This window comes from Enterococcus sp. AZ071 (assembly GCF_050499065.1).
Classification (GTDB): domain Bacteria; phylum Bacillota; class Bacilli; order Lactobacillales; family Enterococcaceae; genus Enterococcus_A; species Enterococcus_A ferrettii.
Genome location: NZ_JBIPAS010000001.1, coordinates 2,279,317 through 2,293,593, shown reverse-complemented (window position 1 = coordinate 2,293,593; position 14,277 = coordinate 2,279,317). Strand labels below are relative to the sequence as shown.

The 14,277-nt window shown below is 38.6% G+C and carries 13 protein-coding genes; 11 read left to right on the top strand and 2 right to left on the bottom strand.

Annotation, left to right across the window (positions count from 1 at the left end):
* Positions 1 to 79 precede the first annotated feature (79 nt).
* From mreC to IGI49_RS11365, 5 genes are all read left to right on the top strand, one after another.
* Entirely contained in the window at positions 80 to 940 is an 861-nt protein-coding gene (gene mreC, locus IGI49_RS11385; RefSeq protein ID WP_207701544.1) for a rod shape-determining protein MreC, read from the top strand.
* Entirely contained in the window at positions 937 to 1,461 is a 525-nt protein-coding gene (gene mreD / locus IGI49_RS11380) for a rod shape-determining protein MreD (protein ID WP_207701543.1), read from the top strand. The genes mreC and mreD overlap by 4 nt, the downstream gene beginning before the upstream one ends.
* 206 nt (positions 1,462 to 1,667) lie before the next feature.
* Positions 1,668 to 3,065, top strand: coding sequence for a PcsB-like coiled-coil domain-containing protein (locus tag IGI49_RS11375; protein WP_429964564.1), 1,398 nt, complete (start codon positions 1,668 to 1,670; stop codon positions 3,063 to 3,065).
* A gap of 64 nt (positions 3,066 to 3,129) precedes the next feature.
* Positions 3,130 to 3,633: a VanZ family protein gene (locus tag IGI49_RS11370; protein ID WP_429964563.1), complete on the top strand. Its 504-nt coding sequence runs from the start codon at positions 3,130 to 3,132 to the stop codon at positions 3,631 to 3,633.
* An 80-nt stretch (positions 3,634 to 3,713) separates the two neighbouring features.
* Positions 3,714 to 4,436: a YebC/PmpR family DNA-binding transcriptional regulator gene (locus IGI49_RS11365; protein ID WP_429964562.1), complete on the top strand. Its 723-nt coding sequence runs from the start codon at positions 3,714 to 3,716 to the stop codon at positions 4,434 to 4,436.
* Positions 4,437 to 4,477: 41 nt separating this feature from the next.
* On the opposite strand, the gene IGI49_RS11360 is transcribed toward IGI49_RS11365, so the two are convergent.
* Complete coding sequence (locus tag IGI49_RS11360; protein WP_429964561.1) at positions 4,478 to 5,884, bottom strand: L,D-transpeptidase family protein; 1,407 nt, start codon at positions 5,882 to 5,884, stop codon at positions 4,478 to 4,480.
* Positions 5,885 to 6,030: 146 nt separating this feature from the next.
* Positions 6,031 to 7,014, bottom strand: a complete 984-nt coding sequence (locus IGI49_RS11355) for an L-lactate dehydrogenase (RefSeq protein WP_429964996.1) — start codon at positions 7,012 to 7,014, stop codon at positions 6,031 to 6,033.
* A 303-nt stretch (positions 7,015 to 7,317) separates the two neighbouring features.
* On the opposite strand from IGI49_RS11355, the gene pth reads away from it, so the two are divergent.
* From pth to IGI49_RS11325, 6 genes are all read left to right on the top strand, one after another.
* Positions 7,318 to 7,875 (top strand): aminoacyl-tRNA hydrolase, encoded by a 558-nt coding sequence (gene pth, locus IGI49_RS11350; RefSeq protein WP_207701539.1) that lies wholly within the window; start codon positions 7,318 to 7,320, stop codon positions 7,873 to 7,875.
* 15 nt (positions 7,876 to 7,890) lie between these two features.
* A complete protein-coding gene (gene mfd / locus IGI49_RS11345; protein ID WP_429964560.1) occupies positions 7,891 to 11,403 on the top strand; it encodes a transcription-repair coupling factor in 3,513 nt (1,170 codons plus the stop codon).
* Positions 11,404 to 11,415: 12 nt separating this feature from the next.
* Complete coding sequence (locus IGI49_RS11340; protein ID WP_429964995.1) at positions 11,416 to 13,005, top strand: putative polysaccharide biosynthesis protein; 1,590 nt, start codon at positions 11,416 to 11,418, stop codon at positions 13,003 to 13,005.
* Positions 13,006 to 13,009: 4 nt separating this feature from the next.
* Positions 13,010 to 13,279 carry an RNA-binding S4 domain-containing protein gene (locus tag IGI49_RS11335; protein WP_207671819.1) on the top strand — a complete coding sequence of 90 codons (270 nt, stop codon included), beginning with the start codon at positions 13,010 to 13,012 and terminating at the stop codon, positions 13,277 to 13,279.
* 76 nt (positions 13,280 to 13,355) lie between these two features.
* On the top strand, positions 13,356 to 13,781 hold the full coding sequence (locus IGI49_RS11330; RefSeq protein WP_207701537.1) for an FtsB family cell division protein: 426 nt from the start codon (positions 13,356 to 13,358) through the stop codon (positions 13,779 to 13,781).
* Positions 13,782 to 13,826: 45 nt separating this feature from the next.
* On the top strand, positions 13,827 to 14,270 hold the full coding sequence (locus IGI49_RS11325; RefSeq protein ID WP_207701536.1) for a S1 domain-containing RNA-binding protein: 444 nt from the start codon (positions 13,827 to 13,829) through the stop codon (positions 14,268 to 14,270).
* Positions 14,271 to 14,277 lie beyond the last annotated feature (7 nt).

The following is a 14,277-nucleotide window of genomic DNA, read 5'->3' as shown; positions in this document are numbered from 1 at the left end:
AAATCGCGCCTCGTTGCTTTTTTAAGCTGACGGTTAGTGGTAGAATTTAGAGTATCTTATTATGTCCCGAGGTGCCTTTGTGAGAAAGTTTAATCCAAATAAAAATATCATTATCCTACTGATTTTAGTTATTATTGTTATCGCGACAATTTCGATTACCGCAGCAAATCGTGCTCGTGAAGGAAAAACTAATATTGTACAATCCATGATTAATGATACTGTAGGAGTAGTGGACAAAGCCATTACTGCGCCAGGTCGCTGGATAACTGGCGGAACGTCAGCAGTATCTAATTTGATCAATGCCTATGAAGAAAATGAGCAATTGAAAAGCAAAATTGATCAATATGACGAAGTAGCGTTAGAAAATGAAAATCATGAAAGAGAAATTGAACAATTGAAAGAGGAGCTGTCGTTGAATCAAACGTTAACCAGCTTTCAAAAAGTAACTGCCAATGTGATTACTCGTTCGCCAGATACTTGGCAAGATATGCTTATAGTTGATAAGGGAAGTGCAGATGGTATAGAAGGAAATATGGCTGTAATGTCACAAAAGGGCTTAATTGGTCGCGTCGTTGAGGTAAATACGCATACGTCTAAAGTAGAGTTGCTTACGTCTGATAACAAAAGTACCAATCATTTTCCTTTAAAGATCACTTCTGATTCTGGTAATTCCTTTGGTATTTTGACCAGCTATGATGAAAAGAAACAACAGTTAGTTGCCACTAAAGTTACCAAAGAAAAAGACATCAAAGAAGGCGATGTTGTCCAAACTTCTGGGTTAGGTGGGAATTCACCAGCAAATTTACCAGTAGGTACAGTTGCAGAAGTTAAAACAAACAGCTTTGGTGTAGAAAGAGAAGTTTATATCAAGCCATATGCTCAAATGTACGATATCTCTGTTGTGACGATTGTGCAACGGATGGTGGAGGCGGGTGAATGATTGAGAAGGGTTATTTAAAGTATGTTGCCCCGCTGTTATTATTTATCTTTATGTTGCTGGATGCGCATGTTAATCGTTTATTTACACTTTTTTTCAGCGACGACTACCAAATGAATGCTCACATCATGATTTTGGTTTTGTTAGTTGTTTCTGAAGTTTTAGATAAACGATTCGCGATTGGTACGATGTTAGTCATAGGCGTTTTGTATGACTTATATTATATCGGTGTAATAGGTATCTATGCGGTTATTTTACCTTTGACAGCGGCATTAATCTATCTGTTTGGTAGGGTTATCCATCAGAGTATGCTAACTCTATTTTTTTCAATGATCATCTTTGTAACTTTTTTTGAGTTGGGTAGTACATTGCTGCAAATGGCCTTTCAACTTGCTCATGTCAACAACCAGTTATTTGTCACGCGTTTCTTGGGGCCAACACTAGGAATGAATATTTTGCTGTTCATCCTCTTGATTTTCCCCTTAAGGAAAGTCTTAATCCAAAAAAATGCTAGCTTAGAATAAATGAAATTTTACTGAAAACAGGAGTCTGAGGCTCCTGTTTTTTTATTGTGACAGAAACTATTTTAATTAGAACGAAAATGAAATGGTTTTGTAACAATGCTATTATACGCATGACATACAGCTATGGTAAACTCATCAATGTGTTAGAAAAAAAGTCTAATAAAATTCATAAACTAAAAACGTAAAAGTAGTCGGAGGATATAAGAGTGAAAAAAAGTTTGTTATCAGCATTAATGGTATGTTCAGTAACATTAAGCGCACTAGCAGCTCCAGCCGCAGCTTCAGCCGATGAATTCGATAATAAAATTGCTGATCAAGATGCGAAAATTTCTAATTTACAAGACCAACAAGTAACTGCAGAATCTCAAATCGGTTCTTTAGAAAATGAAGTTGCTGCAATCAATACAAAGGCACAAGACCTATTAAATGAACAAACGACATTACGTCAAAAATCAGAAGATCTACAAAAACAAATCAGTGCATTGCAAGAGCGAATTGAAAAACGTTCAAAAGCAATTCAAGAGCAAGCACGTGACGTTCAAGTAAAACAAAGCACTTCAAATGTAATTGATGTTGTTTTGAACGCTGAATCATTTAGCGATGCTGTAGGTCGAGTACAAGCAATGAGTACTATCGTGAAAGCTAACAATGACTTAGTTGAACAACAAAAAGCTGATAAACAAGAAGTTGAACAAAAAGAGGCTGAAAACCAAAAACAAATTGAACAAATTGCTGCTAACCAATCACAATTAGAAGGCCAAAAAGGTGAACTAATTGCTAAACAGGCTGACCTAAATGTTCAAAAAGTTTCATTAGCCGCTGAACAAGCAACTGCTGAAAGCGAAAAATCTGCTTTGCAACAGCAAAAAGCAGAAGCAGAAGCTGAACAAGCTCGTATTCAAGAAGAAGCACGTAAAGCTGCAGAAGCTCAGGCTGCTGCCCAAGCTGAGGCTGAAGCACAACGTAAAGCTGATGAAGAAGCTGCTAAACAAGCTGCAAAAACAGTTGCTTCAAGTGAAGTTGCAAGTTCAGAATCAAGCACAGTAGAATCAACAACAACTACTCCTTCGACTGAAGAACAAACAACACAATCAAGTACACAAGAAACACCAAATAGTTCAGAAACACCAGCACCAGCTCCTAATGAAAATGGAAACAATGGCGGTACAGGAACACCTACACCAGCACCAACTCCTGATCCAACGCCAGCACCAGTAGTTCCAACACCGACTCCAACACTAGCACCATCTGGTAATGGTTCGGCAATAGTAGCTGAAGCAATGAAACACATTGGTAAACCATATGTATGGGGGGCTAAAGGGCCTGAATCATTCGATTGCTCAGGATTTACCAGCTACGTATATCGTGTAGCTGCTGGACGTGAAATTGGTGGATGGACTGTTCCTCAAGAATCTGCTGGAACAACAATTTCAATCGATCAAGCGCAACCAGGTGACTTGTTATTCTGGGGTGGTCATGGTGGAACGTATCATGTTGCGATTGCTTTAGGTGGCGGTCAATACGTACATGCTCCTGCACCAGGACAAACAGTTACAACTTCTTCATATGCATACTTCGCACCAAGTTTTGCGGTTCGTATGTAATCAATTAAAATTTGTTGACCGGTACGAAGAAATTCGTATCGGTTTTTATTTTGGAGGCAGTGAAATGAAGAAACATAGTAAAAATGGAAATTTGTACTTAGGAATAGCCTTTGCTATGATCCTTATTTTATTTATTAGTTCTTCTATGACGTATGAGCAGCAAAGTCAAGTATCATTGTTGGATCGACTATTGGGTGGAGAGCCATTAAGAGGAATATTATCTTCTATTTCTTTTACCTATGCAGGGAGTAAAGTAAGCATTCCAGCGTTAGGTTATTCAAAGTTTGTTGAATTCTTCATCCGCAAAGAAGCTCATTTTGGAAGCTACTTTATTTTGGGAGGAAGCTTGTTTCTGGGATTACAACCAAAAATGAAGCAAAAGCAAGTTTTACTTGCGGGATTTTTTGCTTGGTTTTCAGCGACAGGTTATGCAGCTATGGATGAGTTTCATCAAATGCTGACTGGCGGAAGAACTCCATTGTTTCAAGATGTAATGTTGGATTCAACTGGAGCATTAACAGCTTGCTTATTGATTATTCTTTACACTAAAGTACTGAAAAAACGATAGCCCTTCTTTTCCTTGACGAACGATTTTTTAAAGATAAAAATGATAGTAGCGCTTCAACAAAATAGCTAGGGGGAGATACCATGTCAGGACACAGCAAATGGAACAACATTCAAGGTCGAAAAAATGCACAGGATGCAAAGCGGGGGAAAATATTCCAAAAAATTTCTCGTGAAATTTATATGGCTGCCAAAGCCGGTGGTCCCGACTCGAACATAAATCCTGCACTACGCTTAGTAATGGATAAAGCAAAAAGTGCAAATATGCCCAACGACAATATGATGCGGGCAATAAAAAAGGCTACTGCTTTAGGTGAAGGGGAACACTATGATGAGATCACTTATGAAGGTTATGGTCCGGGTGGTGTAGCGATTTTAGTACGTGCTTTAACAGATAATCGTAATCGAACAGCAACTAATGTGCGAGTAGCGTTTACTCGAAATGGTGGGAATTTGGGTGAGACGGGTTCAGTTAACTATATGTTTGATAGACAAGGCTATATTGTAATCGAACGCAAAACTATTTTAATAAACGAGGAGGAAATGTTAGAAAAGGTAATAGATTCTGGAGCGGAAGATATGGTAACCTCGCCAGAATTTTTTGAAATCTATACATCACCTGAAGATTTCACTAATGTTCGCGACCAATTAGAAGCAGAGGGGTTCACGCTAGCTCAAGCAGAGCTGACAATGATTCCTCAAATAACTATAAAATTAGACGAACAGCAAAAGCAACAGTTGGAACATCTAGTGGATAAATTAGAGGATGATGAGGATGTTTCAGAAGTATTTACTTCTGCTGAATAACGTAAAAAAACCGTTTGGAAATTTTCCAAACGGTTTTTGAATTAAAAGACTAATACAGGTGTTCCTAAATCAACTAGTTCAAATACTTGTCCCATTACCCCTGGTGGAGTATTGATACAACCATGTGATCCAACTGTTTGCCATAAGTTTCCACCATAAGCAGGCTGCCAATCAGAATCATGAATTCCAACTCCAGTCCAATCAATTGGCATCCAGTATTTTACAGGACTGGCATATTTACTGCCATCATCGTTGAAGCCACGTAAAGTAGTATTGGTTTCCTTGCTCCATACATAGTTTACCCCTGGAGGAGTAGGTGAAGAAGGTTTCCCGCTGACGATATCAGTTTCTAATGCAACGTTGCCATCTTTGTAAACCCACATGTGTTGGTTTTGTAAATCAACCTCCACATAAGTGTTGCCAATCAGAGCTTTACCTGAATCTGTTGTAGCACCTTCAACAATTGGAGAACGTGTAAAATCTTTTCCTTGAAGGATTTGTTCAGACAATGCTGCAGTTTCATCAGCAGTATTAATTGACCAACTGTAACTGCCAGCAGGAACTTCCACTTCACCACGACGGGTACTATTAAATTTAGTTGGTTGTGTTTTTGTGTTGTAAGTTTGGCCAAGTTCAGTCACATAGGCGGTCACTTTCTCTGGGTCTAAAGTAAGCTTACCTTCTTGATCAACCGTTAGCCAGTCTTGAATTTTATCAGAAGGAATATCAAACGTATTGCCATTAATAGCATACGTCGCTTTTACTTTAGCAACTTTATTCATTTCTTCCAATGATTTCTTCAATTGCGAATCATCTTTTTTAATCGTTGGTTTTGCTAAATATTCATTCATGCTGATTGTATGTTTGCCAGTTGAAACAGCTTCTGCAAATGCATTAGCGGCAGCATCAACATCAATAACAGAACCTTGTTTTTCAGCAACAATCTCAAAACCAGAATCCGTTTGTTTAATCGTTGCATTTTCCGTTGGTGTGCGTGGTCCGTTTACTTGAGCTAGTTCGACCTTCACCTGTTCCTTGATAGCATTCAATTCATTTTCATCTAATGTATTGCCAGCTACATCTTTTGTTTCAGCAGCTGATACCAATTGCATACCCCAACTAAACGGATTTTGCGATTCTTTAATAGAAGTTAATTCATCCGCATAATCTGTTGTCCATCCTAGGTCTTGCCGATTGATTTCTTTCCAATTTTTACCGTCGATTTGAATGACGAATGGTGAGTCAGACAAAGCTTTTTCCATTTTTTTGTTCGCGTCCACTACGGTGAGATTTTCAATCTCAACACCATTGACTACCGTATTAGGTAAAAATCGACTACTAAAATATGTACTACGGAAGGCATAACCCGCAACTAGTAGTACAAGAATACCAAGTACGATAATTAAGCCTGCTTTGGAACGGGAACGCTTTCTATCAGATCTTCGCATCGAAATAACTCCTTAAATTCACAGAATAGATGGTATATCGATAACAAATATACCACAGAACAAGCAAAAAGCGAGCTTTCTCGTACACTTTATAAAAAATATTTAAAAATACCATGAGAAATTCTCTCACGGTATTTTTAATGCTTCTATTTACTTTCGCTATCTAATTCGGCAAAGGCTTTATCCATAACTTCTTTTAATTGACTAGCAGAAGCATTCATTTTATCTTTTTCTGCGTCAGTCAATGGAATTTCAATGATATTTTGGACGCCTTTTGCATTAACAACTGCTGGTGCACCAATATAGATATCACTTTGTCCGTATTGTCCTTCTAAATAGACAGACAATGGGAAAACAGCACTTTCGTCATTTAAAATAGCACGAGTGATACGAGCTAAGGCAACAGCAATACCATAAAATGTTGCTCCTTTTTTCTCGATAATTTCATAAGCTGCGTCGCGTACACCGAAGAAGAGGTTCACTAATGCTTCTTCATCTACTTCGGGATTATCCTTAACCCACTCGTAAATTTGTAAACCGGCTACATTAGCATGTGACCATACCGGGAATTCTGAATCTCCATGTTCGCCTAAAATGTAAGCATGAACGTTACGAGGGTCAACATTAACTAATTCAGAAATTGCTTGACGGAATCGGGCTGTATCTAATGAAGTCCCTGAACCGATAACACGTTCTTTAGGGAAGCCCGAAAACTTCCAAGTAGAATAAGTCAAAATATCTACTGGATTAGCGGCAACTAAGAAAATTCCGTTGAAACCAGAAGCCACTATTTGTTCAACAATACTCTTATTGATCCGTAAATTTTTGTTTACCAGATCCAAACGAGTTTCGCCTGGTTTTTGTGGAGCTCCAGCTGTGATAACCACTAGATCAGCATCATGGGCATCGTCATAAGAAGCTGAGTAAATTTTCTTGGGTGAAGTGAAAGCTAATGCATGAGATAAATCAATTGCATCTCCTTCAGTTCTATTTTTATCGATATCGATAATACCGATTTCTTGGGCGATATTTTGGTTAACTAAAGCGAACGCGTAACTTGATCCTACGGCACCGTCTCCGACTAAAATTACTTTTTGATGGGTTTTAACATTTCCTGCAGCTGCAGTCATTGTGTACCAGTCCCTTCCTTTATTTGTTTTATCGTTGATATCATACCATTGATTTGTAAATTTTGTCACGTATTTCGCTCAAAACTAATACAGTTCTAATCGTTGTTATAGTGGAAAACGGTTTAAAGGATGAGACGAAAGGGAACAGTAAAATGAGAGTTCTTAATGAAATGCCTAACTTTTAACAAGTCTTAAAAGTAGGAATTGACCATTACAGTTTATTTTGTGTTATACTATGTAGGAACACTGGACCGCCTTATGGCAGTCCAGCATTTTGTCATGCTTAAGGTGAAAGGAAAAAGAATGAAAATGATAGTAGGCCTGGGAAATCCAGGGAAAAAATACGAAAGTACAAAACATAATGTTGGCTTTATGGCCGTTGATTTATTAGCAAAGCAACATGGAGCAACATTTAGGAAACATACATTTGAGGCAGAGGTGGCGGATTTTTTCGTAAATGGCGAAAAAATTCTTTTAGTGAAACCATTAACATTTATGAATGAGTCAGGAAGGGCTGTGGGGCCTTTAATGACTTATTTTGGTGTTTATCCAGAAGAACTAGTGGTTATTCAGGATGATTTGGATTTAGCGTTTGGCAAACTGCGCTTGCGTCAAAAAGGAAGCGCTGGTGGGCATAATGGAATAAAGAGTATTATTTCTCATTTGAATAGTCAAGAATTCAACCGGATCAAAATTGGTATCGGTCGACCAAATGGAAAAACGGTTGTTAATCATGTTTTAAGTACGTTCTCAAAAGAGGAGCAACCAGAAATTTTGGCTTGTGTGGATCGAGCAGCGGAGGCTGCAGAGTTCTTTATTGAAAGTAATGATTTCATTCAAACCATGAATCGATTTAATTAAGGAGGTGGTTCAGCCATGAATTTAATTGAAATAATTAATCATACACCACTAATCAAACAGTGGCATGAGCAGTTAGAACAACAAGCAAAGCGCCAATTGTTAGTTGGGTTATCTGGTTCTGCAAAGGCTTTGGTAATGGCTGGAGCCTATGAGAAATATCAGCGACAGATTATTATAGTCGTTCCAAATCTCTATTATAGCAACCAGTTGGCAGAAGAATTGCGTCAAGTTATGGATGATGTGTATCTTTTTCCAGTTGATGAGGTGCTATCTGCTGAGATGGCTTTTTCTTCACCCGAGGCACGAGCAGAGCGTGTCGAAACTTTAACAGCCTTAAGTCAAGGAAAAAAAGGTATTTATGTTGTGCCCTCAGCAGCTTTACGCAAATATCTACCAGCACCAACAACTTGGCAAAACAACCAGCTGCACTGGCAAATCGGAAGTGAAATTGATTTACAGAATTTAGCTCAACAGTTGGTTTTGATGGGGTACGAACGTCAATCGATGGTAGGCAAACCAGGTGAATTTAGTATGCGTGGAAGCATCGTCGATATTTACCCTCTTACTACGAGTTATCCGATTCGAGTGGAATTATTTGATATAGAAGTTGATTCTATCCGCTACTTTGAGGCTGATACGCAACGTTCAGTTATCAATTTAGAAGAGATATGGATTGGCCCGACGACCGAATTAGTATTTGATCAAACTGATTTGGACCGTGGGATTGAGAAGGTAAGTCAGTTATTAGAAAATCGCTTAGCTGTTACCAAAGAAAAAGCGGATCAAACGTTTTTAAAGGATTACTATGGCCAATTAATGGCTTCATGGAAAGATGGAATTCCAACAGAAGAAGCACGCTATTATACCGATTTGATGTATGGGGGAGAAACTTCTCTACTGCAATATGTAGATAGCAGTGCTTGGCTATTTATCGATGACTACGGTCGAATTATGGAGACCAATCGTGAAATGGAGTGGGAGGAAGCTGAGTGGCATACACAAAAATTAGCTGAGCTTCGAGTCTTTTCCGAGCAGCGCTTTGGACTTGATCTGAACAGTCTACTTAAAAAGACAAGTTTGGTTTCGTCTTTCTTTTCACTTTTCCAAAAAGGCATGGGTAATTTAAGATTTGAAGCTATTCATGCGTTTCAGTATCGTTCGATGCAGCAATTTTTTGGTCAGATTCCTTTGTTGAAAACAGAAGTGGATCGTTGGCAAAAGCAGCAGCAAACGGTCATATTTGTTGTTTCAGATCAAGAACGTCAAGAAAAACTGATACAGGAATTTCAAGATGCGGAAATCCAAGCTGTTCAATCGAAGAGTGATCAATTATTAATTGGAAAAACACAAATTATTGAAGGAAATTTATCCTCTGGTTTTGAATTGCCGCAAGATCATGTCGTTGTTGTAACTGAACGCGAAATTTTCCAGAAAGTCACTAAAAAGCGCGCTCGTCGTCAAACTATTTCCAATGCGGAACGATTAAAGAGTTATAACGAATTAAAAGCTGGCGATTATGTAGTTCATGCAAATCATGGTATTGGTAAATACATTGGTATGGAAACTATAGAAATTGATGGTGTCCATCAAGATTACATGACTATTCTCTATCAAAAAGATGATAAATTGTTTATTCCGGTTACGCAATTAAATCTAATCCAAAAATATGTTGCATCAGAAGCAAAACCACCTAAAATCAATAAATTAGGTGGCAGTGAGTGGAGTAAAACAAAACGTAAAGTTTCACAAAAGATTGAAGATATTGCAGATGATTTAATTGAGTTATATGCTAAACGGGAAGCCGAACGTGGGTATGCTTTTGGGCCAGATGATGAGTATCAAAAAGAATTTGAAGATGCATTTCCGTATACTGAAACAGATGACCAATTGCGCAGCTCAGCTGAAATCAAGCATGATATGGAAAAGCCGCGGCCAATGGATCGTCTGCTAGTCGGAGATGTTGGATTTGGGAAAACTGAAGTAGCACTACGAGCAGCTTTTAAAGCAATTAAGGAAAATAAACAAGTTGCCTTTTTAGTTCCAACTACGATTTTAGCTCAACAGCATTATGATACAATGATTGAACGGTTTGAAAATTTCCCTGTTAAAGTTGCTATGCTCAGCCGCTTTAGAACGAAAAAGCAGCAGCAGGAAACGATTGAACAATTACGCACAGGTCAAGTAGATATAGTAGTAGGAACCCACCGTATTCTTTCACAGGATTTGAAATTTGCTGATTTAGGTTTGTTGATAATAGATGAAGAACAACGTTTCGGTGTAAAACACAAGGAGCGACTGAAACAATTGCGCTCTCAAGTAGATGTATTGACACTGACTGCAACGCCGATTCCTCGTACCTTGCACATGTCTATGCTAGGCGTTCGTGATCTATCAGTAATTGAAACACCCCCAGAAAATCGTTATCCTATTCAAACTTATGTCATGGAAACTAATCCAGGAGCTATTCGTGAGGCAATTGAGCGCGAAATGGCTCGTGGTGGGCAAGTTTTTTATCTATATAATCGAGTCGAAACAATTGAACGCAAAGTTGAAGAATTGCAAATGCTTGTGCCGGACGCTCGGATAGGGTTTGCTCATGGACAAATGACGGAGGTTCAACTGGAAAATACTTTGCTGGATTTCATTGAGGGTCAATATGATGTTTTAGTGACTACTACGATTATTGAAACAGGGGTAGATATCCCCAATGTAAATACATTATTTGTAGAAAATGCTGATTATATGGGCTTGTCTACCTTATATCAACTAAGAGGACGGGTTGGTCGGAGCAATCGAATTGCCTATTCGTATTTTATGTATGAACCACAGAAAATATTAAACGAAGTTAGCGAAAAACGATTGCAAGCCATTAAGGATTTTACCGAACTAGGTTCTGGCTTTAAAATTGCGATGCGTGATTTATCTATTCGAGGTGCCGGAAATCTATTGGGGGCACAGCAACATGGCTTTATCGATGCGGTTGGGTTTGATATGTATTCTCAAATGTTGACAGAGGCTGTTGATCGTAAGCAAGGAAAGAATACGCAGACTGAACGAACTTCAGTTGAAATCAATATAGGTATCGATGCATATATTCCGGGAACTTACATTGAAGATGAGCGACAAAAAATTGAGATTTACAAACGAATTCGCGAGTTGGAAAGTCGGGAAATGCTGGATGAGGTGGAGGCTGACTTGGTTGACCGCTTTGGTGATTACCCAGATGAAGTAGCCAATTTACTGAACGTTGGACAAGTGAAAATGGATGGTGATCGCGCACTCATTGAAAGTATTGCTAAACGTGATCAACAATTAATTATCACATTAAGTAAGGTGGGAACCAAAGCTTATGCAGTAGAACAATTGTTTGAAGCCTTGAGTGCTACGAAATTGAAAGCTACTTTAGGTGTTGAGAAAGAGAAGATGGTCATTAAGCTGGTCATACAACCTAAAATGGATCAGGCAGTTTGGTTGCGAGAATTAACGAAATTTGTTAAGGCGCTGCGTGAACAAAAATACAAGGATTAGGAGCTGATGGCACTGGCTAACAAAGAAATGAAAGTCATGATGCGTGGTGCTTTTGTGCTGACTGCAGCTTCCTTTGTTGCAAAAATTTTAAGTGCCATTTATCGCGTACCTTATCAAAATCTGGCTGGAGATGAAGGCTTTTACGTTTATCAGCAGGTGTATCCTATTTATGGGATTGCCATGACCTTGGCACTTTCAGGATTGCCGCAGTTTATTTCAAAATATGTAGCTGAGAAAAATGGACCTAGAGAGCAGCGGGCCGCCCTTACTGAGCTATTTCCATTAGTTACCGGTTTAGGATTAATATTATGGGCAATTACTTTTTTTGGAAGTCGTCAAATTGCTAATGGAATGGGTGACGCAAGGTTAGCCTCGCTCATCCAAGTCGTATCCTTTACTTTTGTATTAATGCCTCTATTGTCAATAACCCGTGGTGAATTCCAAGGGAAATTAATGATGGTTCCTACTGCTGTTTCGCAAGTAGTTGAGCAATTAATTCGAGTGGGGGTTATTTTAATAGCAGCCTGGTCTTTTCAACAGTTTCATTGGAATGTTTACCATACCGGAACCGTTGCTATGGCAGGCGCTTTAGCTGGTGGAGCAGCGGCTGTTTTAATTTTGCAGTATTATCGTCGTAAAGTATTAGGGACTAGTACCCCAATCGTTTTTCTTAAAATTACTGATCGGTCTAAGACTCTCATAAAGAGACTCATTTTAGAGGGCGGTTTAATGACTGTTTACAGTGGCTATCTTATCTTGTTTCAGCTAATTGATTCTTTTACAATAAAAAAAGCGCTGGTTGACTCGGGGCTTACTGAATACGGAGCCAAGGTTGCTAAAGGAGTTTACGATCGTGGACAGCCTCTGGTTCAATTAGGATTGGTTGCAGCGTTAGCTCTGAGTTCTAGTTTCTTACCGGTTTTAACCCGCTATTTAGCTAAACATGACCGTCGCTTGTTCATCAAATCTAGCCAAATATTCCTAAGGTTGACTTGTGGGGTGGCTGCCGCTGCATCATTAGGCCTAGTATTGTTGCTCCCATATGTAAACTTTGCCTTATTTAAAGATTATTCAGGGAATCTCACACTAGTTTTGTTTGTTTTTTCCATTTTCTTGATGGCGATGATCCAAAGCTATCAAAGTATCGCACAGAGTCAGAACCGGTATCAAATTTCACTACAGGCTGCAGGCTGGGGCCTATTATTGAAAGTTTTAACAACCAATTTATTCACTCGAGTGTGGGGAACGGTGGGAGCAAGTATTGCTACTTTAGCGGGATTGACTGTCGCTTTAATTGTTTTGCACCGTGGCAGTGATTCGGCAATAACCAACTATTTAAAGGAAAGAAAATTTGGAAAGAAGTTAACTGTTTGTTTGGGCGGTATGGTAATCAGTTTATTTGGTTATTACACAGTGTTATCAGTATTAGGTAATCCAGTTCAACATCGCAGTCAAGCCTTGTTTGTTGCCTTACTGGGGGTATTAATTGGTGCTAGCATGTTCTTATTTTTATCAATTCGTTTGAAACTGCTAACAACTAGAGAATGGTTAATGCTTCCAATGGGTTCGAAAATATTACGATTAAAGTGGAGAGGAAAATAAATTTATGCGCTTAGACAAATTTTTGAAAATCTCAAGAATTATTAAACGACGTTCGGTAGCGAAAGAAGTAGCTGACAAAGGACGGATTCAAGTAAATGGAAAGCTAGCTAAATCTTCAACTGATGTCAAAATTGGTGATGTCATACGTGTTCAATTTGGGAATAAAATTATGGAAGCAAAGGTAGCTGCGTTGCATGAGTCGACTAAAAAAGAAGACGCTGCTGGAATGTATGAGATTATTCAAGAAACAAGAGTTGAAAATAACCTTAATTAAGGTTATTTCAAATAGACATTAGAATTTGAAATTGCTATAATAGGAAAGAAACTCAAGAAAAGAGGAGCTTGACGAAATGGGTGAAAAAAAGCTGAAGGTAGCCGCACTAGATACGCCTTATGCTAAAGAACAATATAAAAAGTTTCAAAAGCAACAGCGCCAATTGATTTTCAAACGTCGTCGTTTAACTGCACTTTTTTTGATAGCTGCGTTTGTTTTCATTATTATGGGCGTTCAATTATTTGGTGAGCATCAGCATTTAACTGAGCTAAAAGCGATTCAAGCTAAAACAGAAGCAGAATCTGCAAAGCTTGATCAACAGGTATCAACCTTGAAACAGGATGTTTCTTTGTTGCAAGATGACGATTATGTTGCTAAATTAGCGCGTAGCCGCTATTATTATTCCAAAGATGGTGAATTAGTGTTTGTTTTGCCTGACCAAGACAAAACTGCACAAAAATCGTCATCCGACGAAATTGTAAAGTCAGAAACTGCGGAATAAGCGGTTTTAATAAATAGGTAAAAAAATAGGAGGAACAATCTTTTTATGTCAATCGAAGTAGGAGCTAAGCTGCAAGGAAAAGTGTCCGGTATCACCAATTTTGGTGCGTTTATCGATTTAGGGGAAGGGAAAACAGGCTTAGTCCATATCAGTGAAATTTCCAATGGATTTGTTAAAGACATCCATGATGTATTATCTGTAGGCGATGAAGTGACAGTAAAAGTTACCTCTGTAGGTAATGATGGAAAAGTTGGTTTGTCTATTCGTAAAGCCCAAGATCAACCGCAACCTGAAAAGAAACCCTTTGTCCGAGAAAAACGTGAAAGTCGTCCAACTCGTCCGCAACCAAAGGGGAATTTTTCAAAGAACAAAAAAGAAGACTTCGATACATTGATGAGTTCCTTTTTAAAGGATAGCGATGATCGTTTATCATCCTTAAAGCGTAATACAGAAGGCAAACGTGGCGGCCGAGGCGGTCGACGCAACTAAATTAAGT

Bases quoted from the DNA above. Each gene is read 5' to 3' on its own strand.
- IGI49_RS11330 (WP_207701537.1), top strand. From the start codon at position 13,356: ATGGGTGAAAAAAAGCTGAAGGTAGCCGCACTAGATACGCCTTATGCT.
- IGI49_RS11355 (WP_429964996.1), bottom strand. From the start codon at position 7,014: ATGACTGCAGCTGCAGGAAATGTTAAAACCCATCAAAAAGTAATTTTA.
- IGI49_RS11365 (WP_429964562.1), top strand. From the start codon at position 3,714: ATGTCAGGACACAGCAAATGGAACAACATTCAAGGTCGAAAAAATGCA.
- pth (WP_207701539.1), top strand. From the start codon at position 7,318: ATGAAAATGATAGTAGGCCTGGGAAATCCAGGGAAAAAATACGAAAGT.
- mfd (WP_429964560.1), top strand. From the start codon at position 7,891: ATGAATTTAATTGAAATAATTAATCATACACCACTAATCAAACAGTGG.
- IGI49_RS11335 (WP_207671819.1), top strand. From the start codon at position 13,010: ATGCGCTTAGACAAATTTTTGAAAATCTCAAGAATTATTAAACGACGT.
- IGI49_RS11370 (WP_429964563.1), top strand. From the start codon at position 3,130: ATGAAGAAACATAGTAAAAATGGAAATTTGTACTTAGGAATAGCCTTT.
- mreD (WP_207701543.1), top strand. From the start codon at position 937: ATGATTGAGAAGGGTTATTTAAAGTATGTTGCCCCGCTGTTATTATTT.
- IGI49_RS11360 (WP_429964561.1), bottom strand. From the start codon at position 5,884: ATGCGAAGATCTGATAGAAAGCGTTCCCGTTCCAAAGCAGGCTTAATT.
- IGI49_RS11325 (WP_207701536.1), top strand. From the start codon at position 13,827: ATGTCAATCGAAGTAGGAGCTAAGCTGCAAGGAAAAGTGTCCGGTATC.